The 25,045-nt window shown below is 66.7% G+C and carries 21 protein-coding genes; 12 read left to right on the forward strand and 9 right to left on the reverse strand.

The window, feature by feature from the left end:
* Positions 1 to 12: 12 nt before the first annotated feature.
* Positions 13 to 1,413: an LLM class flavin-dependent oxidoreductase gene (locus tag ACV22Z_RS25945; protein ID WP_448079135.1), complete on the reverse strand. Its 1,401-nt coding sequence runs from the start codon at positions 1,411 to 1,413 to the stop codon at positions 13 to 15.
* A gap of 11 nt (positions 1,414 to 1,424) precedes the next feature.
* Complete coding sequence (locus tag ACV22Z_RS25950) at positions 1,425 to 2,252, reverse strand: MetQ/NlpA family ABC transporter substrate-binding protein (protein ID WP_448079136.1); 828 nt, start codon at positions 2,250 to 2,252, stop codon at positions 1,425 to 1,427.
* A 409-nt stretch (positions 2,253 to 2,661) separates the two neighbouring features.
* Here ACV22Z_RS25950 and ACV22Z_RS25955 point away from each other — a divergent pair, with 409 nt between their 5' ends.
* The 5 genes from ACV22Z_RS25955 to ACV22Z_RS25975 all read left to right on the forward strand — a co-directional run bounded on the left by ACV22Z_RS25955 (position 2,662) and on the right by ACV22Z_RS25975 (position 9,253).
* Entirely contained in the window at positions 2,662 to 4,038 is a 1,377-nt protein-coding gene (locus ACV22Z_RS25955; RefSeq protein ID WP_448079137.1) for a 2-hydroxycarboxylate transporter family protein, read from the forward strand.
* 112 nt (positions 4,039 to 4,150) lie between these two features.
* Entirely contained in the window at positions 4,151 to 6,043 is a 1,893-nt protein-coding gene (locus ACV22Z_RS25960; RefSeq protein ID WP_448079138.1) for a sensor histidine kinase, read from the forward strand.
* Positions 6,033 to 7,397, forward strand: a complete 1,365-nt coding sequence (locus ACV22Z_RS25965) for a sigma-54-dependent transcriptional regulator (protein ID WP_448079139.1) — start codon at positions 6,033 to 6,035, stop codon at positions 7,395 to 7,397. Before ACV22Z_RS25960 ends, ACV22Z_RS25965 begins: the two co-directional genes overlap by 11 nt.
* 198 nt (positions 7,398 to 7,595) lie before the next feature.
* On the forward strand, positions 7,596 to 7,925 hold the full coding sequence (locus tag ACV22Z_RS25970) for a DUF3579 domain-containing protein (RefSeq protein ID WP_448079140.1): 330 nt from the start codon (positions 7,596 to 7,598) through the stop codon (positions 7,923 to 7,925).
* 473 nt (positions 7,926 to 8,398) lie between these two features.
* Positions 8,399 to 9,253 carry an alpha/beta fold hydrolase gene (locus ACV22Z_RS25975; protein WP_448079141.1) on the forward strand — a complete coding sequence of 285 codons (855 nt, stop codon included), beginning with the start codon at positions 8,399 to 8,401 and terminating at the stop codon, positions 9,251 to 9,253.
* Between the two features lie 18 nt (positions 9,254 to 9,271).
* Here ACV22Z_RS25975 and ACV22Z_RS25980 read toward each other — a convergent pair whose 3' ends face one another.
* Complete coding sequence (locus ACV22Z_RS25980; protein ID WP_448079142.1) at positions 9,272 to 10,348, reverse strand: sugar phosphate isomerase/epimerase family protein; 1,077 nt, start codon at positions 10,346 to 10,348, stop codon at positions 9,272 to 9,274.
* An 82-nt stretch (positions 10,349 to 10,430) separates the two neighbouring features.
* Positions 10,431 to 11,177 (reverse strand): UTRA domain-containing protein, encoded by a 747-nt coding sequence (locus ACV22Z_RS25985; protein WP_448079143.1) that lies wholly within the window; start codon positions 11,175 to 11,177, stop codon positions 10,431 to 10,433.
* Between the two features lie 223 nt (positions 11,178 to 11,400).
* Between ACV22Z_RS25985 and ACV22Z_RS25990 the strand changes: the two genes are divergently transcribed.
* The 5 genes from ACV22Z_RS25990 (at position 11,401) to ACV22Z_RS26010 (ending at position 15,911) form a co-directional block, all read left to right on the forward strand.
* Positions 11,401 to 12,450 (forward strand): ABC transporter substrate-binding protein, encoded by a 1,050-nt coding sequence (locus ACV22Z_RS25990; RefSeq protein ID WP_448079144.1) that lies wholly within the window; start codon positions 11,401 to 11,403, stop codon positions 12,448 to 12,450.
* Between the two features lie 103 nt (positions 12,451 to 12,553).
* A complete protein-coding gene (locus tag ACV22Z_RS25995; protein ID WP_448079145.1) occupies positions 12,554 to 13,444 on the forward strand; it encodes an ABC transporter permease in 891 nt (296 codons plus the stop codon).
* The gene (locus ACV22Z_RS26000; protein ID WP_448079146.1) at positions 13,434 to 14,213 is read left to right on the forward strand and encodes an ABC transporter permease; all 780 of its coding nucleotides are present in this window, start codon (positions 13,434 to 13,436) and stop codon (positions 14,211 to 14,213) included. Before ACV22Z_RS25995 ends, ACV22Z_RS26000 begins: the two co-directional genes overlap by 11 nt.
* Before the next feature lie 12 nt (positions 14,214 to 14,225).
* Positions 14,226 to 15,242: an ABC transporter ATP-binding protein gene (locus tag ACV22Z_RS26005; RefSeq protein ID WP_448079147.1), complete on the forward strand. Its 1,017-nt coding sequence runs from the start codon at positions 14,226 to 14,228 to the stop codon at positions 15,240 to 15,242.
* Complete coding sequence (locus tag ACV22Z_RS26010; protein WP_448079148.1) at positions 15,243 to 15,911, forward strand: HAD family hydrolase; 669 nt, start codon at positions 15,243 to 15,245, stop codon at positions 15,909 to 15,911.
* A 206-nt stretch (positions 15,912 to 16,117) separates the two neighbouring features.
* Here ACV22Z_RS26010 and ACV22Z_RS26015 read toward each other — a convergent pair whose 3' ends face one another.
* From ACV22Z_RS26015 to ACV22Z_RS26030, 4 genes are all read right to left on the reverse strand, one after another.
* Positions 16,118 to 17,653 carry an efflux transporter outer membrane subunit gene (locus ACV22Z_RS26015; protein ID WP_448079149.1) on the reverse strand — a complete coding sequence of 512 codons (1,536 nt, stop codon included), beginning with the start codon at positions 17,651 to 17,653 and terminating at the stop codon, positions 16,118 to 16,120.
* A 10-nt stretch (positions 17,654 to 17,663) separates the two neighbouring features.
* On the reverse strand, positions 17,664 to 20,879 hold the full coding sequence (ceoB, locus tag ACV22Z_RS26020) for a multidrug efflux RND transporter permease subunit CeoB (protein ID WP_448079150.1): 3,216 nt from the start codon (positions 20,877 to 20,879) through the stop codon (positions 17,664 to 17,666).
* A 46-nt stretch (positions 20,880 to 20,925) separates the two neighbouring features.
* On the reverse strand, positions 20,926 to 22,143 hold the full coding sequence (locus ACV22Z_RS26025; RefSeq protein ID WP_448079151.1) for an efflux RND transporter periplasmic adaptor subunit: 1,218 nt from the start codon (positions 22,141 to 22,143) through the stop codon (positions 20,926 to 20,928).
* 64 nt (positions 22,144 to 22,207) lie between these two features.
* Positions 22,208 to 23,059 carry an alpha/beta hydrolase gene (locus ACV22Z_RS26030; protein WP_448079152.1) on the reverse strand — a complete coding sequence of 284 codons (852 nt, stop codon included), beginning with the start codon at positions 23,057 to 23,059 and terminating at the stop codon, positions 22,208 to 22,210.
* Between the two features lie 173 nt (positions 23,060 to 23,232).
* On the opposite strand from ACV22Z_RS26030, the gene ceoR reads away from it, so the two are divergent.
* Positions 23,233 to 24,237, forward strand: coding sequence for a putative multidrug efflux transcriptional regulator CeoR (ceoR, locus tag ACV22Z_RS26035; protein WP_448079153.1), 1,005 nt, complete (start codon positions 23,233 to 23,235; stop codon positions 24,235 to 24,237).
* Positions 24,238 to 24,339: 102 nt separating this feature from the next.
* Here ceoR and ACV22Z_RS26040 read toward each other — a convergent pair whose 3' ends face one another.
* Positions 24,340 to 24,591, reverse strand: a complete 252-nt coding sequence (locus tag ACV22Z_RS26040; RefSeq protein ID WP_448079154.1) for a hypothetical protein — start codon at positions 24,589 to 24,591, stop codon at positions 24,340 to 24,342.
* A gap of 27 nt (positions 24,592 to 24,618) precedes the next feature.
* On the opposite strand from ACV22Z_RS26040, the gene ACV22Z_RS26045 reads away from it, so the two are divergent.
* A complete protein-coding gene (locus tag ACV22Z_RS26045; RefSeq protein WP_448079155.1) occupies positions 24,619 to 24,912 on the forward strand; it encodes a DUF4148 domain-containing protein in 294 nt (97 codons plus the stop codon).
* Positions 24,913 to 25,045: the final 133 nt, after the last annotated feature.

The raw sequence follows: 25,045 nt of genomic DNA on the forward strand, positions 1-25,045 counted from the left end.
CGCGTGGCTCCTTCAGGCCGAAACGTGCGCCGGCTCGCGTGCGGCGGCCGGCCGGTGCTGCGCGCCCGCATGCCACGCGGGCAGGCGCGCGCCCGCGCCGAACAGCTTCTCGCGCAGCGTCGGCGCGGGATCGTAGTCTTCCTTGTACAGCCCGCGGTTCTGCAGTTCCGGCACGACCCAGTCGACGAAATCCTCGAACGATTCGGGCATCACCGTGCGCGTCAGGTTGAAGCCGTCGATGCCGGTTTCGTCGATCCACGACTTCAGTTCGTCCGCGACCTGCGACGGCGAGCCGACGATCGGGTGATAGCGGCCGCCGAGCGACATCTGGTCGAGCATCCGGCGCACGGTCCACGTGCCGCTCGTGCTCTTCTTCGAGATCGCGTCGACCGCCGACTGGATCGAATCGGTCTTCACGTACGAGATCGGCTCGTCGAGCCCGTACTTTGCGAAGTCGATGCCGGTCGAGCTCGCGAAGTGCGCGAGGCCGGCCTCGGCGCTCGCGTAGCGCCGGTATTCGTCGAACTTCTCGCGTGCCAGCCGCTCGTTCTCGGCGGTGACGACGGTCACGCCCGCGAAGATCTTGATCGACGCCGGATCGCGCCCTTGCCGCGCCGCCGCCGCGCGGATGTCGAGCGCCGCCGCGCGCGCGGCCGCCTTGCTCTGGCCGTTCACGAACACGCATTCCGCGTGCCGGCCCGCGAACTCGGCGCCGCGCGCCGACGAGCCGGCCTGGTACAGCACCGGCGTGCGCTGCAGCGACGGCTCGCTCAGGTGGATCGCGTCGATCGAATAGAACGGCCCGTCGTGCTTCACGCGCCGCACCTTGCCCGGCTGCGCGAACACGCGCGCATGCGTGTCGCGGATCACGGCATCGTCGTCCCAGCTCTGTTCCCACAGCTTGTAGACGACGTCCATGTAGTCGTCCGCGCGTTCGTAGCGGTCGTCGTGGCCGATCTGCTGCGCGAGGCCCATGCCGCGCGCGGCGCTGTCGAGATAGCCGGTGACGATGTTCCAGCCGACGCGGCCCTTCGTCAGGTGATCGAGCGTCGACATGCGCCGCGCGAACAGGTACGGCGGCTCGTAGGTCAGGTTCGCGGTCACGCCGAAGCCGAGATGCTTCGTCACCTGCGCCATCGCGGGCACGATCAGCAGCGGATCGTTGACGGGCACCTGCACCGACTCGCGCAGCGCGGCGTCCGGGCTGCCGCCGAACACGTCGTACACGCCCACGATGTCCGCGAGGAAGATGCCGTCGAACTTGCCGCGCTCGAGCGTCTTCGCGAGATCGGCCCAGTAGTCGAGATCCGTGTAGTGCGCGGAGCGGTCGCGCGGGTGCGTCCACAGGCCGTGGTTGATGTGCCCGACGCAGTTCATGTTGAACGCGTTGAGCAGGATTTTCTTGTTCGCCATCTGCGCCTCCGTCACCACGCGATCGCGTACAGCGAGCCGAACGCTTCGTCGAGCGCCTTGCGCACCGCCGGCGAATGCTGGTAGATCGCGATGAACTTGCGGATGCGCGGATCGTTCGCGCTCTCCGGCCGCACGACCCACTGCAGCGCGTAGTTCCTGTTCTCGGTGCCGTCGAACAGCAGCGCGCTGTTCGGATCGGTCGTGCCGGCGAGCTTGATGAAGCTCGGGTAGCCCTGTGCGAGATCGACGTCGTCGAGCGCGCGCGCGAGCTGCGATGCTTCGAGCGCAATGATCTTCAGGTGCTTCGGATTGGACACGATGTCGTGCGTCGTCGCGCGGTAGTCGACGCCCGGCTTCAGCGTGATGAGCCCCGCCCGCTGCAGCAGCAGCAGGCCGCGGCCGCCGTTGACGGGATCGTTCGCGATCGCGACCTTCGCGCCGTCCTTCAATTCGCCGAAGCTTTTCACCTTCTTCGAATACAGGCCGATCTTCATGATCGTGCCCGGCGCGATCGACACGAAGTCGTAGCCGCGCTGCTTCTTCGCGTTCTCGAGGAACGGGATGTGCTGGAAGTAGTTGACGTCGATGTCCTTGTTCGCGAGCGCCGCGTTCGGCGTATTCCAGTCGGTGAACTCGATGATCTTCACGTCGAGCCCCTGCGCCTTCGCCTCGTTCGCGGCGATCTTCAGCGCGCCGATCTGCGGGGTGGTCGACACGCCGACCTTCAGCGGCGCGGGTTCGGCCTGCGCGCCGGCCACGAGCGCCATGCCGAGCAGGGTGGCCGCCAGCAGCCGCACGAAACGGCGCTGATGGCTTGCGAAAAAAACGGGATGCAGCATGGAAACCACTCTCCAGACCAGGGACGGAATCAACGCATGAGCGACGCCGCGGCGAACGCGGGGGCGTTCTCCGGACCGGTCGTCATGCCAACGGAAATGTCAGACGATGATAGAGAGCGGCCGTAGGGTGGTCTACGAAGCGATTCTGCGAAGAAAATCGCCGCCAGCGATATGCGCGCGCCAGCGCCGGCGGCAGCCCGGATGGCTGAAATCTCGGCCTGCCCACGGCGGGAATTCCGAAGTCTCGGAACGCCGTTGCCCAACCGCTTTCCCCAGACAACAAAAACACCATAAAAATCAACAGGTTGAAAAATCTCCGACGACAACGACGCTGGCACGGACGTTGCGTATTACCCGGCATGCGATGCCGCGACGCGGCGCCTGCATTCCAAATTCAAGGAGACACGTCTTGCAGACCTCGACCCCTACCCCTATTCACGCGGAGCCGATTGCCGAGGCCCGCACTGCCACCGGCACGTCCACCCGCACCCGCTTCTGGCCGGAAGGCTGGTGGAAGCTGATGGAAATCCGCATCGGCATCATCCCGCTGCCGGTCTATTTCATCCTGCTCGCGCTGATCGTCGGCTTCTCGGTCACCGGCAAGGTGCCCGGCGAGATCTCGATGGCGATCGCCGTGCTCGCGTTCTTCGGCTTCACGTGCGCGGAACTCGGCAAGCGCCTGCCGCTGTTGCGCAACATCGGCGCCGCGGCGATCTTCGCGACCTTCGTGCCGTCCGCGCTGACCTACTATCACGTGCTGCCGAAGCCCGTGCTGAACCTGACGGTCGAGTTCACGAAGTCGACGAACTTCCTGTACCTGTTCATCGCGTCGATCATCGTCGGCAGCATCCTGAGCATGGACCGGCGCGTGCTGATCCAGGGCTTCGTGAAGATCTTCATCCCGCTCGCGGCCGGCTCGGTCGCCGCCGCGATCGTCGGCACCGCGGTCGGCACCCTGCTCGGGCTCGGCGCGCGGCACACGCTGCTGTACATCGTCGTGCCGATCATGGCGGGCGGCGTCGGCGAAGGCGCGATCCCGCTGTCGATCGGCTATTCGGAAATCCTGCACCTGCCGCAAGGCGAGATGTTCGCGATGGTGCTGCCGCCGGTGATGCTCGGCAGCCTGACCGCGATCATCCTGTCCGGCGCGCTCGACATGCTCGGCAAGCGCCTGCCGCACCTGACCGGCAACGGCCGCCTGCAAGTGGGCGAAAGCGGCGACATGACGCCGGAGAACGAAGAGATCCGCGGCCACGTCGACGTCACGCACATCGCGGGCGCCGGCATCACCGCAATCACGCTGTACCTCGTCGGCCTGATGGCGCACAAGCTGTTCGGCCTGCCTGCGCCGGTCGCGATGCTGTTCCTTGCGGTGCTCGTGAAGCTCGCGCGAGCGGTGTCGCCGCCGCTGCAGGAAGGCGCGTTCGTCGTCTACAAGTTCTTCTCGACCGCCGTCACCTATCCGCTGCTGTTCGCGATCGGTGTCGCGATGACGCCGTGGGACAAGCTGACCGCCGCGTTCACGCTCGTCAACGTGATCACGATCGTCTCGACCGTCGCGACGCTGATGGGCACGGGCTTCGTGGTCGGCCGCCTGCTGAAGATGTACCCTATCGACACGGCCATCGTGAACGCCTGCCACAGCGGGCAAGGCGGCACCGGCGACGTCGCGATCCTGACCGCCGCGAACCGGATGCAGCTGATGCCGTTCGCGCAAATCGCAACGCGCATCGGCGGCGCGATCGTCGTCACGGTCACGCTGATCCTGCTGGCCCATCTCGGATGACGGGCCGCCGCGCGGCCGCTCGCGATGGCCGTGCAATGCGCCGCGCCGCCGGTTCGTCCGGCGCGCGGCGCGCGCATTCGGTGGGCGGGCGGCAGGCCGGCGACGGGCATCGATGAGGGAGAACGTGGGCAAGCGTTTCAAGGGAATTGCGTGGTGGGCCTGGGCAGGCGCGGCCGCGCTGTATGTCGGCGTGACCGCCGCCGCGGTCGAGTTCGCGTGGGACCGCGCGATCGACGGGCTCGAGGAAGTCGGCGCACACCGGCTCGACCTGTACGCGGCGAGCCTGAAGAGCGAACTCGGGCGCTACGAAACGATGCCCGCGCTGATCGCGCGCCAGGACAGCGTGCGCGCGCTGCTGAAAACCGTGCCCCACGCGGCGCCCGGCCTGCTGCAGACGGTCAACACCTACCTCGAAGCCGTGAACCGCGATGCCGGCAGCGGCGCGGCCGACGTGATCGACCTGCAGGGCTCGGTGATTGCCGCGAGCAACTGGAACGAGCCGGTCAGCTTCGTCGGCACCAATGTGTCGTACCGACCTTACTTCAAGGACGCGCTCGCGCGCGGCAGCGGGCGCTTTTTCGGGATCGGCACCAACACGGGCATTCCCGGGCTGTATTTCGCGAGCGCGGTCCGCGACGACGGCGTGACGCTCGGCGCGGCGGCCGTCAAGGTCAGCGTCGACGCGCTGGAATCGGCGTGGCGCGCGCCCGGCATCGCCGCGATGGTCGTCGACGGCAACGGCGTGATCGTGATCTCGACCGAACCCGAATGGAAGTTCACCGCGCTGCGGCCGATCACCGCGCAACAGCAGCAAGAGATCCAGGCCTCGCGGCAATACGCGGGACGCACGGTCGAGGTGCTGCCCCATCGCCGCGCCGGCGACTGGACTGCCGCCGCATGGCTCGGCACCTTCCCCGACCTGCGTCACGCGGGACGCACCGCGCGCTATCTCGTGATGTCGCGGCCCGCGCCGCAGGCCGGCGATTCGCTGATGGTGCTGCTCGACACCGCCGGCGCGCGGCGCCAGCAGCAGATGGCGTTCGCGTTCGTGACGGCCGCGTTCCTGATCGCCGCGCTTTATGCCGCGTACGCGATCCAGCGCCGCCGCACGATCGCCGCGCGGCTGAACGCACAGGACGCGCTGCGCCGCGCGAACGACCAGCTCGAACTCACCGTCGCGCAGCGCACGGCCGCGCTGACGGCCGCGAACGAACGAATGCAGCAGGAGATCGTCGAGCGCGAGCGCACCGAGCAACGGCTGCGCGATTCGCAGCAGGAAGTCGTGCATGCGGGCAAGCTCGCGGTGCTCGGGCAGATGGCCGCGGGCCTCACGCACGAGCTGAACCAGCCGCTCGTCGCGATCCGCACGCTGTGCGACAACGCGCGCACGTTCTTCGAACGCAACCAGCCCGCGCAGGCGATCGCGAACCTCGAACGCATCGGGCGGCTCGTCGACAGCATGGCCGTGCTGACGGGCGAGCTGAAGACGTTCGCGCGCAAGCCGGACATCGAGCGCGTCGCGGTGTCGCTCGCCGAGGCGGTCGCGCATGCGCGGCTCATCTACGAAGCGCGGATCCGCGACGAAGGCGTGCGGCTCGACGTGCGGATTCCGGCCGGTGCGGCCGTGTACGCGGAATCGAGCCAGCTGCAGCAGGTGATCGTGAACCTGCTCGGCAATGCGCTCGACGCAGTGCGCGACGCCGCCACACGCGTGATCGTCATCGAAGCGGGCGAGCCCGATCCGCATGGCCGCGTGCGGTTCACGATCGCCGACAGCGGCGCCGGCATTGCACCAGACGTGCTCGCGCACCTGTTCGAGCCGTTCGTCACGACCAAGCCGCGCGGGCAAGGCCTCGGGCTCGGCCTCGCGATCACGTCCCGCATCGTCGAAGGGTTCGGCGCGAAGATCACCGCCGCAAACCGCCACGACGGTGACGTCGGAGGCGCGCAGTTCAGTATCGATTTCGCAGCGGCCACGCTGCAAAGGACAGAGCATGGAAGATGAGATTCGGGTGCTGGTCGTCGAGGACGATGAAAACGTCCGGATCGGCGTCGAGCAGGCCGTCGCGCTCGCCGGGTTTCCGGTGAGCGCGTACGCATCGGCGGCCGACGCGCTCGCGAACGTCGCGCCCGGCGCCCCGATCGTGATCGTGTCCGACGTGCGGATGCCGGGCATCGACGGGCTGCAGCTGCTCGAGCGCGTAATGGCCGTCGACTCGCAGATCCCGGTCGTGCTGATCAGCGGCCACGCCGACATCTCGACGGCCGTCGGCGCGATGCAGGTCGGCGCGTACGACTTCATCGAGAAGCCGTTCTCGTCCGACGTGATCGCCGGCCGTGTCGCGCGCGCGGTCGAGAAGCGCCGCCTGACGCTCGAGGTGCAGGGCCTGCGCGCGGCGCTCAACAACTGGCAGGGCATCGAGGCGCTCGTGCTCGGCAAGTCGCCCGCGATGGCCGACGTCCGCAAGAAGATCCTGCGGCTCGCCGACACGTCGGTGTCGGTGCTGATCACCGGCGAGACCGGCACCGGCAAGGAACTGATCGCGCGCAGCCTGCACGACTTCGGCGGACGGCGCGACGCACATTTCGTCGCGCTGAACTGCGGCGGGCTGCCGGAACAGGTGTTCGAAAGCGAACTGTTCGGCCACGAGGCCGGCGCGTTCACGGGCGCGATCAAGAAGCGTATCGGCAAGATCGAGTGGGCACACGGCGGCACGCTGTTCCTCGACGAGATCGAGACGATGCCGATCCCGCTGCAGATCAAGATGCTGCGCGTGCTGCAGGAGCGCGTGATCGAACGGCTCGGCGCGAACGAGCTGATTCCGGTCGATTGCCGCGTGATCGCCGCGTCGAAGGGCGACCTCGCCGAACTCGCGGCCGACGGCCGTTTCCGTGCGGACTTGCTGTACCGGCTGAACGTCGCGCAGATCGAGCTGCCGCCGCTGCGCGAGCGGCGCGAAGACGTGCCGCTCCTGTTCGAGCACTTCGTGCTCGCGGCCGCGCGCCGCTTCGGGCAGCCGGCACCCGTCGTGTCCGCTGCGCAGGTGTCCGAACTGATGACGCACCAGTGGCCCGGCAACGTGCGCGAACTGCAGAACGTCGCCGATCGCTTCGTGCTCGGGCTGACCGGCGACAGCCTGCTGTCGGCCGGCGGCGCGCCGGCTGCGGGCGGCACGCTCGCGGAACAGCTCGCATACTTCGAGCGCACGCTGATCGAGGACATGCTGCGCCGGCACAACGGCAACGTCGCGGACGCAAGCGTCGAACTCGGGATGCCGAAGAAGACGCTGTATCACAAGCTGCGCAACCTGCGGATACCCGCACGCGGCGACGGCGCGGCCGACGGGACCGAGCCTTGATCACACCCACGGGCGGCGCACGGCCGCGTCGCGGCAGGCGCGCGGCGCGTACGGCGGCGCAGTGCACGCACCCGCCATGCGCGTGCCCGTCGTGCGGCCGAACCACCACTGCCGCCGCACGCACCCAACATCGACATCGAACACGGCACGCCGCTCTGGCGCGGCCGCGGATGGAACGCCAACGAGGATCGTACAGGGATGGATCGCATTAACATGACCGATGAAGGCCGGATCGACGGCTTCCTGATCCGGGGCGTCACGCACGCGCGCAAGACGTTTCGGCCGAGCGACTGGCCCGAACGGCTCGCGGGCGTCATCACGCTGTTCGTCGGCGAGAAGCGGCCGAATTACCCGAGCGCGCTGACGCGGCTCGCGGCGCCGGTCGTCGACGACGGCGCCAAGTGCCTGCTCGTGTCGCACGAATTGCAGGCCGTGTGCCCCGATGCATTCGAATTCGCGATGCAGTTCGCGCGCGACAACGACTTGCCGGTCGACGTGCGCTCGGCGCCCGTCATCGCGGCCCGCTGACGGCGGGCCCGCCTCCTCGCTTCCGACGACGTCTGCCGCTTCTCTGCCTCCGCGCCTCGGACGACGACTGCCGCTTCTACGCGTCCCAGCCCTCGGCGACATCTGCCGCTTCTGCGCCTCCGCGCCTCGGCGACGTCTGTCGCTTCTACGCCTCCGCGCCTCGGACGACGGCTGCCGCTTCTACGCCTCTCTGCCTCGGCGACGTCTGCCGCTTCTACGCCGCGCCGCTCCGGCGACGTCTGCCGCTTCTCCGCAGCGCCGCGCCAGGCTCGCACGCCCGCCGCATGCAGCCGCTCGCCCCTCTGCAAACATCAGACGAATAACATGCCGCGCCAAAGGCCCTTGCACCGACCTGGGTTTGCGGCGCTGGTATCAGAAAAATTGAACGATGCGATGAGAATTATGCGTTTTTCTTACGTGCCGCCGTCGGGCATAGTTGCGACGTGATGACGCACCTGTGAGTTTTTTCAGTCATGAACATGCGAATCGAGCCTTCGGTGCTCGCGAACCCCGACCTGCAATTTGCGACGCTGTCGTCAGGCATCAGCCTGCCTTACGTCGAGAAGGGCACGGGCGCGCCGATGGTGTTCGTTCATGGATCGCTCTGCGATTACCGCTATTGGGACGCGCAGCTTGCGTCGCTGTCCGCGCACTACCGCTGCATCGCGCCGAGTCTCAGCCACTACTGGCCGGCCGTCGAAGCGGGCATCCAGGACGAGTTCGGCTGGCAGACGCACGTCGACGAACTCGCCGAATTCATCGACGCGCTCGACCTCGGCCCAGTGCACCTCGTCGGCCATTCGCGCGGCGGCAGTGTCGCATTCAACGTCGCGCGCAGCCGTCCTGATCTCGTCGCGACGCTGACGCTCGCCGATCCGGGCGGCCCGCTGCAGCGCGAAGGCGTGCGTGAGGAAGCGAAGCTGCCGCCGGCTGCGCTCGCGCTGCGCGCGAAGGCCGTGAACCTCGTCGAAAACGGCGATGTCGATGCGGGGCTCGAGATGTTCGTCGATTCCGTCAGTATCCCCGGCGCATGGAAGAAGAGCACGACGCGCTTCCGCACGATGGCGATCGACAACGCGAGCACGCTGCCGAAGCAGCTGCGCGATCCGCTGCCCGCGTATTCGCGCGACACGGCCGCGCAGATCCGCTGCCGCACGCTGCTGATCGACGGCCAGCGCAGCCCGAAGATGTTCCGCAACAACGTCGAGACGCTCGCGCAGTGGATCGGCAACGCGCAACGCGAGACCGTCGCGGGTGCGTCGCACGGGATGAACACCGCCAACCCCGGTGCGTTCAACCGTTACGTCCACGAGTTCATCGCGAAGTAATCGCGATCGGGCGGCACGTCACACACGCGTGCCGAGCACTCCCTCCGCGAGCCCCCTCAACTCCCCGAGGACGGCGCGCACGTATGCGATCTGGTCGATCGCCCAGCGTTCTTCGCCATCCATCATCTGTTCGACCGTGAAGCCGGCAGGCAGCGGCGTATCGCTCATCGCGCGATAAGGAATGAACGGATCGGGTTCTTCGTCGCGCATCCGGAACGCCGGCGCGGGGTAATGGTTTTCCTGTTCGAGGATGAACGCGATCACCTGCGGTGCATCCTCCCCCAGCATCAGCAACTCGAACAGCATGCGCGCGCCGGGCAGTTCGTCGTCGGCGCTGCCCTGCAGCACGCCGTAATGCCCGAATCCGCACGCTTCCGGCACGATGCGCACGCCTTTCATGTGGACCTGGCGAATGTGCGGCGCCAGGTTCCGCAATGCGTGCAGCGGTTGCTCGCATGCGTTGATCATGTTGCCGAAGTCGAACAGCGCATTGATGCGGGGATGGCCGACGCGACCCAACAGCGCGGCGATTTCGGCACTCTTGAGTTCTTCGTGCTGTTCGAAGTCGACGTGCAGGTCGAAGCGCTCGGCCAGTTGCGCGACGTAGCGCAGATCCGCGTCGATTTGCTCCATGACCGCAGACAGCCGGCCCTCGTAGCGCGAATAGACGCGGAGATTGTGCACGCCCATCACCCGGGCGATGCGTGCCGCGTCGTCCACGTCGGCACGCGCGGTGCTGCTCAGTTCGAGATGGAGTGCAAGCCCCAGCGTTTGCGCGCGCTCGGCGACCGCGCGCAACCCGTCGTCGGACATTCGCGCGAGACTGTTCGCTTCGCCGTCGAGCAGATGAATGCACATGCCGTCCAATTCGTGACGCCACGCGAAATCGAGCAGATCGATCGGCCGATAGCGGCCGTGCGTCAGGTTGGTCAATAGCGGATACGCGTGGCCGAACAGCCGCACGTTGTCGAGCCGCTCCAGCAACTTCGCGGCGAGCGGCCGCGTGAGCGTGGGCACCGGCCAGTACGACGGATCAATCACGTTGTGGTTCAACAGCGCGTCGAACCGGTCCTGAAGGGGTTGCAGCGATGACATGCTCGTTTTCTCGATGAAGGGACATCAACGACGGACCGCGCAACGGACGGCAGATACACGGGCCGGCGGATCGTGCCGGCGTTCAGGCGGTGTCCTCGCCGCCCCACGGCTGGTCGGCCTGACTGTCGACCGAAATGCACACAGCGTCGTGGCGCCAGTATTCGTGGTCGCAGTCGACCAGCGTGCCGTGCTGATCGAAATTGACCCTCGTGATCATCAGGATCGGGCTGCCGGGCGTGACGTTCAACTGCTGAGCGACGTCACCGCGCGCGGCCGACGGATAGATCTCGAATCGCGAGCGGGAAAAGTGCAGGTCGTAGAACTGTTCATAGGTCTGCGTCAGCGATTTCGACAAGTCGTGCTCGAGGATGCCGGGGAAGCGCTCCGGCTTGAGGAAATGCTCGACGTACGACACCGCGCGGCGGTCCAGATAGCGCAGGCGACGGATCTGGTATAGGCGGGTGAGTGGCGCGAGCGCCATTTCCTTGCACAGCAGCGCGTTCGCGACGACTTGCCCGGTACCGACGACCTTCGTCTCCACCTGACGCTTCTGCAGCGTGACCATGCGCTGAAAGTAGGTGCGGTAGAGCGGGTTGTAGTTCAGCCGCGGATAGGCGACGAACCAGCCGCGCCGTTCCTCCCGGTAGATCAGGCCTTCGGCCTCGAGCGCCAGCAGCGCGTCCTTGAGCGTAATGCGGGTCGTGTCGAACAGCTCGCACAGCTCACGTTCGGACGGCAGCTTCGTGCCGGGGGCGAGCAGGCCGCTGTCGATCTGGCCGGTAAGCGCCTGCCGGATCTGCATGATCTGGGTTGGAGGGCGATCGTTCATGCTGTGACTAGTCCAGTGTTGCTATTTTTCGGATGCCGCCTTTTTGCCAAAGCTTGATGACGGCCGTATGACAACGGAATAATCAACGATGCAGCGCATATGCGACTGAAGCTCGTGCCAATTTTTCGGATTCCGAGCCAATCGCAAGCGCGAAGACGCAAAACTGACATATTCGGCATCTAACATTCGCGCTGTTTTTTGACTAGTCCAGAGGACGACCACCATGCGCACCCTGATTGCCGGTTGCATCGCCGGCGCCCTGAGCCTGACCATCACCACCGCGTTCGCGCAAAACATCGACGGCCTGATCGGTGCTGCGAAGAAAGAGGGCGCAGTCAACAGCCTCGGCATGCCGGCCGACTGGGCCAACTGGCAGGACACGTGGGCCCAGCTTTCGCAGAAATACGGCCTGAAGCACCAGGACACCGACCTGAGCTCCGCCGAGGAGATCGCCAAGTTCGACGCCGAGAAGACCAACGCGAGCGGCGACATCGGCGACGTCGGCTATACGTTCGCGCCGATCGCGGTGCAAAAGGGCGTAACCCAGCCGTACAAGCCGACCACCTGGGACCGGATCCCCGCATGGGCGAAGGACAAGGACGGCCAATGGGCAGTGTCGTACACCGGCACGATCGCGTTCATCGTCAACAACAAGCTGGTGAAGAATCCGCCGAAGACGTGGGCCGACCTGCTGAAGGGCAAATACAAGGTCGCGCTCGGCGACGTCGGCACGTCGGCGCGCGCGAGCAGCGCGGTACTGGCCGCGGCCTACGCGCTCGGCGGCAACGAGAAAAACCTGAAGCCGGCGCTCGACCTGTTCGCTCAGCTCGCGAAGCAGGGCCGCCTGACGCTGAACGACCCGAACATCGCGAATCTGGAAAAAGGCGAGGTCGAGGTCGGCATCCAGTGGGATTTCAATGCGCTCGCGTATCGCGACAAGATCGACGCGTCGCGCTTCGACGTGCTGATCCCGCAGGACGGTTCGCTGACCTACGGCTACTCGACGATCATCAACAAGTACGCGAAGCACCCGAGCGCGGCGATGCTCGCGCGTGAATACATCCTGAGCGACGCCGGCCAGGTCAACCTGGCGCGCGGCTACGCGCGTCCGATCCGCACCGACGTGAAGATTCCGCAGGACGTCGCCGCGAAACTGCTGCCGGCGTCGCAGTACCGCGTCGCGAAGCCGATCGGCGACTTCGCCGCGTGGGAAGCCACGCAGAAGCAACTGCCGCGCGCATGGCAGGAGCAGGTGATCGTCAACATGCAGTGAGGCTGCGTCGCGCAACCCGGGCCGCAGCGCTTGCGCGACGGTCCGGCGCGCAAGCAGCCCGTGCCCGCACGGGCTGCCGCAAGCCTCGCGGAGCTCCAATCCGATGAAACTCTCCGTCTCCCCACCGCTGCCGCGGGCCGCGTGCATCGTGCCCGCCCGCGGCCGCCGCCTGCATCACTGGCGCTCGGCGCTGCTGCTCGTACCGATGCTTGCGCTGCTGACGCTGTTCTGCCTCGCGCCGATGGGCTGGGTGCTCGCGCACAGCGTCGCGGGCGAGCACAGCCTGTCGCTCGACAACTTCCGGATAATCGCCGGCTCGCCGTTCTATCGTCAGGCGTTCGGCAACAGCCTGAGCATCTCGCTCTACTCGAGCGTGCTGGCGCTGCTGATCACCCTGCCGGGCGCGGTCTCGCTGCGTCGCGCAGGCGGCCGCTTCCGGAACGCCGTGATCGCGCTCACCAACATGACCGGCAATCTGTCCGGCGTGCCGCTCGCATTCGCGTTCGTCATCCTGATCGGCACCAACGGCACGCTCACGCTGCTGCTGCGCGAATGGGGCTGGCTGCAGGACTTCCGTCTGTATTCGCGCGACGGGTTGATCCTGCTGTACACGTACTTCCAGTTGCCGCTCGGCCTGCTGCTGCTCTATCCGGCGCTCGACGCGCTCGACGACCACTGGCAGGAAGCGGCGGCGCTGCTCGGCGCGGGCCATTGGGCTTATTGGCGGCATGTCGCGCTGCCGGTGCTCGCGCCGGCACTGCTCGGCACGTTCATCCTGCTGCTCGCGAACGCGATGGGCGCCTATGCGACCGCTTTCGCGCTGACGTCGGGCAACTTCAATCTGGTGACCGTGCGGATTGCGAGTCTCGTATCCGGCAACATCGACCTGCAGCCGGACCTGGCCGCCGCGCTGTCGGTGATGCTCGTCGGACTCCTCGCGCTCGTCGCCGCCGTCAACCAGTGGCTGCTGAAGAGGAGCTACCATGCGCGCTGACCGTTTCCATCGCGTCGTCATCGGGCTGCTGAGCGCGCTGCTCGTCGCCCCCGTCGTCGCAACGCTGCTCTACTCGCTGTCGCGGCGCTGGGAAGCGACGATCCTGCCCGAGGGGCTGACGTTCGACTGGTATGCGCGGCTCTGGCACGACACGCGCTTCATCGCCGCGTTCGGTCATTCGCTGCTGCTGTGCGTCGGCACGCTGCTGCTCGCGACGCTCGTGATCGTGCCGGCCGCGTTCGTCGTCTGCTACCGCTTTCCGCGGCTCGATCGCTGGATGAACGTGCTGATCCTGATCCCGTTCTCGATGCCGCCGGTGGTCGCGTCCGTCGGATTGCTGCAGCTGTTCGCCGATGGTCCGCTGCCGCTCGTCGGCACGCCGTGGATCCTGGTCGGCAGCTATTTCACGATCGCCTTGCCGTTTGTCTATCGCGCGCTGGCCGACAGCCTGCGCGCGATAGACGTGACGAGCCTGATGGACGCCGCCTATCTGCTGGGCGCCGATACGCCGCAGGCTTTCATTCGCGTGATCCTGCCGAACCTGCGCAAGGGCCTGATGGCGTCGCTGTTTCTGTCGTTCTCGCTGCTGCTCGGCGAATTCGTGTTCGCCAACATGCTCGCCGGCGCGCGCTACGAGACGCTGCAGGTCTATCTGTACAGCATCAACGCCGGCAGCGGCCACCTGACCAGCGCGCTCGTGATGAGCTACTTCCTGTCTACTCTCGTGCTGACCTGGTTCGCGACCCGGCTCGGCCGCTCAAGCAAATAAAGAGGCTGCATCATGTCTCATGTGGAAATCGACGGTCTGACCAAGCGCTACGGCGCGACGACCATCTTCGACGACATCCGGCTCGTCCTCCGGCACGGCGAGTTCGTCACGCTGCTCGGTCCGAGCGGCTGCGGCAAGTCGACGCTGCTGCGCTGTCTCGCGGGCCTGACCGGCGTCGACGGCGGATGCATTCGCGTCGACGGCCAGGACATCACGACACTCGCGCCACAGCGGCGCGGCATCGGCATGGTGTTCCAGAACTATGCGCTGTTCCCGAACCTGACCGTCGCGGGCAACATCGCGTTCGGCCTCAAGATGCAGAAGCGCACGGCCGGCGACATCGCGCGGCGCGTGGCCGACGTGATTCGTCTCGTCGAGCTGAACGGCATGGAGGCGCGCTATCCGCATGCACTGTCCGGCGGACAGCGCCAGCGCGTCGCGCTCGCACGCGCACTGGTCGTGGAGCCGCGCATCCTGCTGCTCGACGAACCGCTGTCGGCGCTCGACGCGCGCATTCGCCGCAGCCTGCGCGAGCAGATCCGCGACATCCAGCAACGTCTCGGCCTGACTACCGTGTTCGTCACGCACGACCAGGAGGAAGCGCTCACGCTGTCGGACCGGATCTGCGTGATGAATCGCGGACGGATCGTGCAGGAAGGCGCCGCGGAGACCATCTATACGGCGCCGGCCAGCGAGTTCGTCGCACGCTTCATCGGGAGCTACAACCTGCTGTCGCCGGCCGAAGCGGATCGGCTGCTCGGGATCGTGCTGACCGGACATCTGGCGATTCGCCCCGAATCGATCGAGCTGTGCGAGCCGGGCGCACGCCATCACGCGCACCCGGACGCGCCGGTGCCGGCCGTCATTCGCGGCCGCCAGCTGCTCGGCAATATCGTCCGCTACGAAGTCGACGCCGACGGCGTGAGCCTGCGCGTTGACCACCTGAACCGCGGCCCCGGCGAATTGTTGTCGACGGGCAGCGCGATCGGGGTATCGATCGATCGCCGTCAGATGCGGGAGGTGCACTGAATGGCGCTCGCGATCTTCGACATGGACGACACGCTGATCGACGGCGACAGTTCGAACCTGTGGCTGCGATTCCAGGTCGAGCACGGTCTCGCGCCGGCCGACATGCTGCCGCACGAGGCGGCATTGCTGCGCGACTACCATGCGGGCACGCTCGCGATGGAAGACTACATGGACTACACGCTCGCGCCGTTGCAGGGTCTTGCGTGCGACGAGGTCGGCGCATGGATCGACCGCTTCATCGAAGCGGTGATCGTGCCGCGCGTGTTCCCCGAAGCCTGGCGCCAGCTTGCGCTGCATCGCGCGCGCGGCGACCGCGTGCTCGTCATTTCGGCGTCGGGCGAGCATCTGGTCGGACCGATCGCGCGGCGGCTCGGTGTCGCGGACGTGATCGCGATCCGGCTGGAAACGACCGACGGCGTGTACAGCGGCCGGACATGCGGCGTGCTCAGCTATCGCGAAGGCAAGGTCACGCGGCTGCGCGAGTGGCTTGCGCAGCACGGCGAGTCGCTCGAGGGCAGCTACGGCTATAGCGATTCGCTGAACGACATGCCGCTGCTGCAGTCGGTACGGCATCCGCATGTCGTGAATCCGAACGACACGCTGCACAAGGAAGCGATCAGCAGACAATGGGTCCAGCTTGACTGGCGACGTGTACTGACTGAATCCTGAGTCTGGATGATTCAATAGTTGCGCGCGAACATCGCCGAGCGGCCGGTCGCGCCAACTTGTGGAAGACTCGTGGAACCGACCGTTAGTTGCAACATCGACGCAACGCACCATGAAAAAGCCCCGGCCACGCAGCCCTTCGCCGCGTGCCGGGGTTCGATTCAGCGACGGCGATGGCGGCATCGTGCCGCATCGCCCGCCTGACACACTCAACGCGCGGCGACATCCTCCTTGCCGCGTGCCGCTTCGCCGACCGCTGCCGGGGCCTCGCCCCACCCGCCGCCGAGCGCACGGATAAGGTTGACGGTCGACACCGCCTGCGTACCCGTCAGCGCATTCGCCTGCAGCTGCGACACGAGCACCGAACGCTCGCTGTCGATCACGTCGAGATAGCTGACCTCGCCTTCCTGGTACTGCGTGCGCGACAGCTTCGCCGCGCGGCGCGACGCGTTGACGGCCGCGTCCTGCGCGTGGATCTGGTCGTCGAGCAGACGCAGGTCCGCAAGATTGTCCTCGACCTCGCGGAACGCGACGAGCACCTGCTGCCGGTAGTTCGCAACCTGCTCGTCATACTGCGCGCGCGCCTGCTGCACGCCCGCCGCGCGCCGGCCGCCGTCGAAGATCGGCAGCGTCAGCGCGGTGCCCGCGAACGGCCCGAGCAGGAACGTACGGCTCGACCACATGAACAGGCTGCCGAGCGTCGACGCCTCGTAGCCGAACGCACCGGTGATGTCGAGCTTCGGGAAGTACGCGGATTTCGCGAGGCCGACCCGCGCGTTCGCCGCCGCCATCGCCCGCTCGGCCGCCGACACGTCGGGCCGCCGTTCGAGCAGCGCGGACGGCAGGCCCGCCGGAATCTTCACGCCGACCGGCACGATCGGCGTCTCCTTGAACGTGAAATCCGCGGGCGCCTTGCCGAGCAGGATCGCGAGCGCATGCTCGGACGCCGCGCGGCGACGTGCGACGCCGACCGCATCGGCCTGCGCGGTCGCCAGTTCGTTCTTCGCGCGCGACACGTCGAGTTCGCTGATGTCGCCTTCGTTGAAGCGGCGCTGCACGAGGGTCAGCGCTTCCTGGCGCAGATCGACCGTGCGGCGATACAGGTCCTGATCGGAATCGAGCTGGCGCAGTTCGAAGTAGTTCTGCGCGACGTCCGCCTGCAGCGCGAGCTGCACCGAACGGAACAGCGCCTGGCTCTGCGCCTCGTCCGCGCGCGACGCTTCGACGTTGCGGCCGACGCGGCCGAACAGGTCGGCCTCATACGACACCGTGCTCTGCGCGCGCCACAGCGTCGCGGTCGTCGGCCCCGTGCCCTGCGGCTGGAACTGCGATGCCGACGACAGCCCCTCGCGCGTCGGCCCGAAGCCGACGCCGACCTGCGGGAACCACTGCGAGCGCGCGGCGCGCGTCGCCGCGCGCGCTTCCTCGACGCGCGCCGCCGCGGCCTTCAGGTTCTGGTTTGCAGCCAGCGCCTGCTCTTCGAGCGCGTCGAGCGTCGGATCGCCGAACACCTTCCACCATTCGCCGCGAAGCGCGGCATCCGACGGCTCGGCCGTCTTCCACGTGCCGGCCTGCTCGCCCGGCGCGAGCGCGGGCGCTTCCTTGAACGCGGCGGGCGTCTCGACGTCCGGCCGCTTGTAGTCGGGCCCGACCGCGCACGCGGCGAGCAGCGACACGAGCAATCCGCTCGCCGCCGCGAGCTTCGCGATGCGCATCAGGCCGTTGTTGTTTCGAATGTTGTCCATGTTGTTGTCCTCAAGCATCCGGAGCCGGCACGCCCGAAGCCGGCGCGCCCGGAGCCGGCAGCCCATAGCCGGCCGAATCCTTGCCGGCGACGTGAATCTTGCCGCCCGCGAGCGTGCGCAGCACGACGTAGAACACCGGCGTCAGCATCAGCCCGAACAGCGTCACGCCGAGCATCCCGAAGAACACCGCGACACCCATCGCATGCCGCATCTCCGAACCCGCGCCGGTCGACGTGACGAGCGGCACGACGCCCATGATGAACGCGATCGACGTCATCAGGATCGGGCGCAGCCGCAGCCGGCTCGCCTCGATCGCGGCCTCGAGCGGCGTCCTGCCGTCATGCTCCAGTTCGCGCGCGAACTCGACGATCAGGATCGCGTTCTTCGCCGACAACCCGACCAGCACCATCAGGCCGATCTGCGTGAAGATGTTGTTGTCGCCTTGCGTCAGCCACACCCCCGTCAACGCCGACAGAATGCTCATCGGCACGATCAGGATCACCGCGAGCGGCAGCGTCAGGCTCTCGTACAGCGCGGCGAGCACGAGGAACACGAGCAGCACGCTGATCGGAAACACGTAGATTGCCGCGTTGCCCGCGAGGATCTGCTGGTACGTGAGGTCGGTCCACTCGAACCGCACGCCGCGCGGCAGCGTCTCGTGCGCGATCCGCTCGATCGCCGCCTGCGCCTGTCCCGACGAGAAGCCGGGCGCCGGGCCGCCGTTGATGTCGGCCGCCGTGTAGCCGTTGTAGCGCACCACCATCTCGGGGCCGAATGTCGGCGTCACGGTGACGAGCGACGACAGCGGCACCATTTCGCCCGCCGCGTTGCGCGTCTTCAGCTGCAGGATGTCGTCCGCGCGCTGGCGGAACGGCGCGTCCGCCTGCACGCGCACCTGGTACACGCGGCCGAAGCGGTTGAAGTCGTTCACGTACAGCGAGCCGAGGTACACCTGCATCGTGTTGAACACGTCGGTGACCGACACCCCGAGCTGCTTCGCCTTCACGCGGTCGAGATCGACGTTGAGCTGCGGCACGTTGATCTGGTAGCTCGTGAACAGCGGGCCGAGTTCCGGCGCCTGCTGCGCGCGCTTGATGAAGTCGTTGGTCGCGTCCGCAAGCCGCGCGTAGCCGACCGCGCCGCGATCCTCGATCTGCATCTTGAAGCCGCCGAGCGTGCCGAGGCCAAGCACCGGCGGCGGCGGGAACACCGCGACGAACGAGTCCTTGATGGCCCCGTACTGCTGGTTCAGCGCACCCGCGATCGCGCCGGCCGACAGCGCCTTGCCGTGCCGTTCCGAGAACGGCTTGAGCGTGACGAACACGATGCCCGCGCTCGAGCTGTTCGTGAAGCCGTTCACCGACAGCCCCGGGAACGCCACCGCGCTCTCGACGCCCGGCTGCTTCAGCGCGATCGAACCCATGTCGCGGATCACCTTCTCGGTGCGGTCGAGCGACGCGCCGTTCGGCAGCTGCGCGAACGCGATCAGGTATTCCTTGTCCTGCGCGGGCACGAAGCCGCCCGGCACGGCCTTCGACACCAGCACGGTCGCGCCCACCAGCACGAGGTAGACGCCGAGCATCAGCGTCTTGCGCGACAGCACGCCGCGCACGCCGCGCCCGTAGTTCTCCGCGCCGCGATGGAACACCTTGTTGAAGGCCCGGAAGAAGCCGCCGAGCACGCGATTCATCACGCGCGTGAGCCAGTCTTCCTTGTCGCCGTGGCCCTTCAGCAGGATCGCGGACAGCGCCGGCGACAGCGTCAGCGAGTTGAACGCGGAGATCACCGTCGAGATCGCGATCGTCATCGCGAACTGCTTGTAGAACTGGCCCGTCAGGCCCGACATGAACGCGAGCGGCACGAACACGGCGACGAGCGTCAGCGCGATCGCGATGATCGGCCCGCTCACTTCCTGCATCGCCTTGTAGGTCGCCTGCCGCGCGGTCATCCCGCTCTCGATGTTGCGCTCGACGTTCTCGACGACGACGATGGCATCGTCGACGACGATCCCGATCGCGAGCACCATCCCGAACAATGACAACGCGTTGATCGAATACCCGAAGCCGAGCAGCAGCGAGAACGTGCCGACGATCGACACCGGCACCGCGATCAGCGGAATGATCGACGCGCGCCACGTCTGCAGGAACACGATCACGACGATCACGACGAGCGCGATCGCTTCGAGCAGCGTGTGCACGACCGCCTTGATCGACGAACGCACGAACTGCGTCGGGTCGTACACGATCTTGTAGTCGACGCCGGCCGGCATGTCCTGCTTCAGCTCGGCCATCGTCTTGCGGACTTCATCCGAGATCTGCAGCGAGTTCGCGCCCGGCGACTGGTTGATCGCCATCGCGACGGCCGGCTTGTTGTCGAGCAGCGAACGCAGCCCGTATTCCGATGCGTCGAGCTCGATCCGCGCGATGTCGCGCAGGTGCGTGACGCCGCCGTCCGGCGTCGTCTTCACGACGATGTCGCCGAACTCGTCCTCCGTCTGCAGACGGCCGCGCGCGTTCACCGACAGCTGCAGCGGCGTGCCGGGCAGCGTCGGCGACGCGCCGATCACGCCGGCCGCGACCTGCACGTTCTGCTCGCGGATCGCCTGCACGACGTCCTCGGCCGACAGCCCGCGCTGCGCGACCTTCTGCGGATCGAGCCACACGCGCATCGCGTAGTCGCCCGAACCCCACAGCTGCACCTGGCCGACGCCCTGGATCCGCGACAGGCGATCCTTCACGTTGATCAGCGCGTAGTTGCGCAGGTACGTCATGTCGTAGCGGTTGTCCGGCGAGATCAGGTGCACGACCATCGTCAGCGTCGGCGAGCTCTTCACCGTCGTGATGCCGAGCCGCTGCACGTCTTCCGGCAGGCGCGGCAGCGCCTGGTTCACGCGGTTCTGCACGAGCTGCGTGGCCTTGTCCGGATCGGTGCCGAGCTTGAACGTGACGGTAATCGTCATGTTGCCGTCGCTGTTCGCCTGCGACTGCATGTACAGCATGTCCTCGACGCCGTTGATCTGCTCTTCGAGCGGCGATGCGACCGTCTCGGCGATCACCTTCGGGTTCGCGCCCGGATACTGCGCCTTGACGATCACCGACGGCGGCACGACTTCCGGATACTCCGAAATCGGCAGCAGGAACATCGCGATCACCCCGCCGAGCAGGATGATGACCGATAGCACTCCTGCGAAGATCGGCCGGTCGATAAAGAATTTGGATATGTTCATGGATGGCTCTGTCTGGTTGAGCGCGAATGCGTAGCGGACGCGCCGCTTACGAATCCGCCTTCGCCGGCGCAGCGGGCTTCGCGTTTTCCGCAAGCGGCGCCGACGGCGCATCGCCGCCCGTCATCGGCACCATGTGCGGCTTCACCTGTTCGCCCGGCCGCACGCGCTGCGTGCCGTTCACGACCACGCGATCGCCGGCAGACAGGCCGCTGACGATCACGCGCTGGTTGCCGTGCTGCATCCCCTGCTGCACTTCGCGATACGACACGCGGCCCTGCTGGTCGACGACGAACACGAACTTCTTTTCCTGGTCGGTGTTGATCGCCGCGTCGTCGACGAGCAGCGCCGGGTGCGGCGCGCTGCCACCGACCTTCACGCGCGCGTACAGGCCCGGCACGAGCGAACCGTCGGCGTTGTCGAAGCGCGCGCGCACGCGGATCGTGCCGGACGACGTGTCGAGCCGGTTGTCGACCGAGTCGATCGTGCCGCTGCGCGAATAGCCGGTTTCGTTCGCAAGGCCGAGCTCGACCGGCACCTTGCGGCCGTCACGCGCACCGCTGATGTATTGCAGGTAGGTCTGCTCGTCCGCGTCGAACGACGCGTAGATCGGCGATACCGACACGAGCGTCGTCAGCGGCGCGGCCGATGCGCCGGCCGACACGACGTTGCCGACCGTGATCTCTGCGCGCGACACGCGGCCCGACACGGGCGCGACGATTCGCGTATAGCCGAGGTTGATGCGCGCGGTCTCGAGCGCCGCTTCGGCGGCTTTCAGGTTCGCGGTCGCCTCGCGCGCGCCGTTCTGCTTCTCGTCGTAATCGCGCTTTGCGATCGCGTTGTCGCCGATCAGCCGCTGCGCGCGCTGCCAGTCGCTCTGCGCGTAGCCGTTGCGCGCCTGCGCGGCCGCGAGCTGCGCGGCCGCGCGATCGACTTCGGCCTGGTACGGGCGCGGGTCGATCACGAACAGCACGTCGTCTTTCTTCACGAGCGCGCCGTCCTTGAAGTTGACCGACACGATCGTGCCGGACACCTGCGGGCGCACGTCGACCTTCTCGACCGCTTCGAGGCGGCCCGAATAGGCCTGCCAATCGGTCACGGTCTGCGGCACGACGGTCGCGACGTCGACTTCGGGCAGCGGCGCGGTTTGCTTCTCCGGCGCGCTGGCGTTGACGCGGATCGCGCCGAACGTGCCCAGGCCGACGACGGCGAGCGTCGCGATCGCGGCGACCGCGATCCGGGAACGTGGGGTGCGTAGGATAGCCATAAAGATCTCCGGTGAGCGTGGATTGGATTGGTTATTCAGTTCAATGCGCGGTTCGATTCGCGCTTCAGTTGGGCTGGCGCGCCTGGAAGCGGCACTGGAAGAAACGCACGGCCTCGTCGAAGGCCGCCTCGTGCGTCGCGAGCGCGGCGTGCGTGACGTCCGGATAGCGGATCACCTGCGTGAGCACGCCGGACGAGATCAGGCAGCTCGCATACTTCTCCGCCTCGACGTGCAGCACGTCGTTCTGCGCGGTGACGATCAGCGTCGGCGGCAGGCCTGCGAGGCGCACCGATTCGAGCGGTGCCGCATACGGGTGCATGCGGTGCGACGCCTGCGGCAGGTACGCGCGGTAGCACGCCGCGCATTCCCGCGCGGTAATGTCTGACGACAGGCGCTCCGCATCGCCGATGCGCGTCATGCTCGGATCGAGCATCGGACCGAACAGCGCCTGCGCGACGATCGGCACGTCGCCGCGGTCGCGTGCGATGAAGGCAAGACAGTTCGCGAGCTGCCCGCCCGAGTCGTGGCCCGCGACGCCGATCTTCTTCGGGTTGCCGCCGAACGCGCGCGCGCGTGTCGCGGCCCACACCGCCGCGCGGTACGCGTCCTCCGGCGCAGCCGGAAACGGATGGGCCGGCGCGAGCGAATAATCGACGGAAACTACGAGGGCTGGTAAGCGTTCTGCTAAAAAGCGCGCGGCAAAATCGGCATCGTCGAGCGTGCCGCGCACGAAACCCCCGCCGTGGAAATAAAGCACTACTGGCAACCCGGTCTTGTCCGCGCGGCGATAGAGCCGCAACGCGATGTCCTGCGCATAGCCGGGGATTTCGACCTCGGCGACCGTCAGAGCCGCGCCGCTATTGGCTTCGGCCGGCAGCGCGGCTTTCAGGAATTTGCTGAATTCAGAAGCGTCCATGACGATGCAGCATCCATTTCGAGATGGAACGAATTCTGGGTCCGGCAGACATCCGGATAAATGCCTATAATCCGGCAACACAATTCAACGACCCCGAACAATCAGAGGCTGCGGCGCTTACAAGGCGACGCGGCCTCTTTGTTCCGTCTGTCCAAATAAGTGCGGAGGTTGTGATGGACCGGCTTCAGGCCATGCAGGTGTTTACTCGCGTCGTCGACACGAACAGCTTCACCAAGGCAGCAGAAACGCTCGCCCTGCCGCGCGCATCCGTCACGACGATCATCCAGAATCTCGAAGCATTCCTCGGCGTGCGGCTGATGCACCGGACCACCCGCCGCCTGTCGCTGACGCCCGACGGCGCCGCGTACTACGAACGATGCGTGCGGATCCTCGCGGACGTCGAGGAAACCGAGGCGAGCTTCCAGAACAACAACCGCAAGCCGCACGGAAAGTTGCGTATCGACATGCCGGGCTCGATCGGACGGCAGCTCGTGATCCCTGCGCTGTGCGAATTCCGTTCGCGCTATCCGGACATCGACCTGCAGCTCGGCCTGTCGGACCGGCCGGTCGATCTGCTGCAGGAAGGCGTCGACTGCGTGATCCGCGTCGGCGCGCTGCAGGACTCGTCGCTCGTCGCACGCCGCATCGGCCTGTTCGAAGGCGTGTCGGTCGCATCGCCCGCGTATCTCGAGAAGTACGGCGAGCCGCAGTCGATCGAGGACCTGAGCCAGCACAAGGCCGTCAACTACTTCTCGAGCCGCACGGGCCGCACGATCGAGTGGTCGTTCCTGATCGACGGCAAGGAAGTCGAGGTCAAGATGGACAGCGTCGTGTCGGTGAACGACGCGGACGCATACGTGACCTGCGGGCTCGAGGGCTTCGGGTTGATCCAGCCGCCGCTGTTCATGGTGCTGCCGCATCTGCGCGAGGGCCGGCTCAAGGAAGTCTTGCCCGGCTACAAGCCGCTGCCGATGCCGATCTCGGTCGTCTATCCGCACAGCCGCCATCTGTCGCCGAAGGTGCGCGTGTTCGTCGACTGGATCGCCGAAGTGTTCGACCGCTGCCCGTTGTTGAGCGGCAAGGGCAGCCTCGACGCGACGTGCACCAAGCGCACGTTCGAGGAAGCGGAGCGCGCACCGGCGCTCGACACGCCGGTCGTCAACGAATGGGTTGCATGATCTTCTGAACAAAGATGCGCCGGCTACGCAGCCGGCGCGTTGACTGTGCACCGCATCGAACGCACGCGTTCCGTCACCCGATCTTCTCCGATCTTCCGGAATTCACACGACACCTTTCCAGCCGCCGACATAATCTCGCGCGTGCAGGTATCGCATGCGCCGGAACACAGCATCGTCAATCGCGCGCGAGCCGCGTCGCACAAGGGTTCCTGCGGGGTTGCCGCGCATTCGTGCGATAACCCTGCCGGCAATACGGATCTCGATTGTTCCTCTCAGGCAACAATTCAATTCGCCGCAATGCCATTTATCGCCGTGACGCCGGCTCATAGAGTAGATCCTGTCGCGCAGCAGCATGCGCACCGAATCGACAGGAGTTCCATCATGAAACGCAGCGGTCTGCTTTCCGCCCTCGCCCTCGCACTCGTCGTGTCCGCGCCGGCTTTCGCCGACACCGACACGGGCCATGCAGGCGATTACGGCAACACGTCCTGGTACACGCAGAACAACGGCCCCCGTACCCGCGCCGAAGTGCGCGCGGAACTCGAACAGGCGCAACGCGACGGCACCGTCGCCTACATCCGCAAGGCCACGTCGTACGCGCAAGGGCTCGACCTCGTGCCGCGCCCGTATCGTCCGACGCCGGAAGGCAACCAGCTCGCGGGCGCGGGCCGGTAAACGTACAACGCCGCGCGTCGGGTCGCCCCGTGCGCGGCGTCGTGAATCCCGTCAGTCAATCAGTTGCAGGAGTTGCGCATCATGAACGATCAACTGCCATCGCCGCTCGACCATTGGAACAGCGATACACCGG

Source organism: Burkholderia sp. PU8-34 (genome assembly GCF_053427725.1).

What these genes read in the sequence shown, in the direction of transcription:
- ACV22Z_RS25945 (WP_448079135.1), bottom strand. Translation starts at nt 1,413, where the DNA reads ATGGCGAACAAGAAAATCCTGCTCAACGCGTTCAACATGAACTGCGTC.
- ACV22Z_RS25950 (WP_448079136.1), bottom strand. Translation starts at nt 2,252, where the DNA reads ATGCTGCATCCCGTTTTTTTCGCAAGCCATCAGCGCCGTTTCGTGCGG.
- ACV22Z_RS25960 (WP_448079138.1), top strand. Translation starts at nt 4,151, where the DNA reads ATGAGGGAGAACGTGGGCAAGCGTTTCAAGGGAATTGCGTGGTGGGCC.
- ACV22Z_RS25965 (WP_448079139.1), top strand. Translation starts at nt 6,033, where the DNA reads ATGGAAGATGAGATTCGGGTGCTGGTCGTCGAGGACGATGAAAACGTC.
- ACV22Z_RS25970 (WP_448079140.1), top strand. Translation starts at nt 7,596, where the DNA reads ATGGATCGCATTAACATGACCGATGAAGGCCGGATCGACGGCTTCCTG.
- ACV22Z_RS25975 (WP_448079141.1), top strand. Translation starts at nt 8,399, where the DNA reads ATGAACATGCGAATCGAGCCTTCGGTGCTCGCGAACCCCGACCTGCAA.
- ACV22Z_RS25980 (WP_448079142.1), bottom strand. Translation starts at nt 10,348, where the DNA reads ATGTCATCGCTGCAACCCCTTCAGGACCGGTTCGACGCGCTGTTGAAC.
- ACV22Z_RS25985 (WP_448079143.1), bottom strand. Translation starts at nt 11,177, where the DNA reads ATGAACGATCGCCCTCCAACCCAGATCATGCAGATCCGGCAGGCGCTT.
- ACV22Z_RS25990 (WP_448079144.1), top strand. Translation starts at nt 11,401, where the DNA reads ATGCGCACCCTGATTGCCGGTTGCATCGCCGGCGCCCTGAGCCTGACC.
- ACV22Z_RS25995 (WP_448079145.1), top strand. Translation starts at nt 12,554, where the DNA reads ATGAAACTCTCCGTCTCCCCACCGCTGCCGCGGGCCGCGTGCATCGTG.
- ACV22Z_RS26000 (WP_448079146.1), top strand. Translation starts at nt 13,434, where the DNA reads ATGCGCGCTGACCGTTTCCATCGCGTCGTCATCGGGCTGCTGAGCGCG.
- ACV22Z_RS26005 (WP_448079147.1), top strand. Translation starts at nt 14,226, where the DNA reads ATGTCTCATGTGGAAATCGACGGTCTGACCAAGCGCTACGGCGCGACG.
- ACV22Z_RS26010 (WP_448079148.1), top strand. Translation starts at nt 15,243, where the DNA reads ATGGCGCTCGCGATCTTCGACATGGACGACACGCTGATCGACGGCGAC.
- ACV22Z_RS26015 (WP_448079149.1), bottom strand. Translation starts at nt 17,653, where the DNA reads ATGGACAACATTCGAAACAACAACGGCCTGATGCGCATCGCGAAGCTC.
- ceoB (WP_448079150.1), bottom strand. Translation starts at nt 20,879, where the DNA reads ATGAACATATCCAAATTCTTTATCGACCGGCCGATCTTCGCAGGAGTG.
- ACV22Z_RS26025 (WP_448079151.1), bottom strand. Translation starts at nt 22,143, where the DNA reads ATGGCTATCCTACGCACCCCACGTTCCCGGATCGCGGTCGCCGCGATC.
- ACV22Z_RS26030 (WP_448079152.1), bottom strand. Translation starts at nt 23,059, where the DNA reads ATGGACGCTTCTGAATTCAGCAAATTCCTGAAAGCCGCGCTGCCGGCC.
- ceoR (WP_448079153.1), top strand. Translation starts at nt 23,233, where the DNA reads ATGGACCGGCTTCAGGCCATGCAGGTGTTTACTCGCGTCGTCGACACG.
- ACV22Z_RS26040 (WP_448079154.1), bottom strand. Translation starts at nt 24,591, where the DNA reads ATGCTGCTGCGCGACAGGATCTACTCTATGAGCCGGCGTCACGGCGAT.
- ACV22Z_RS26045 (WP_448079155.1), top strand. Translation starts at nt 24,619, where the DNA reads ATGAAACGCAGCGGTCTGCTTTCCGCCCTCGCCCTCGCACTCGTCGTG.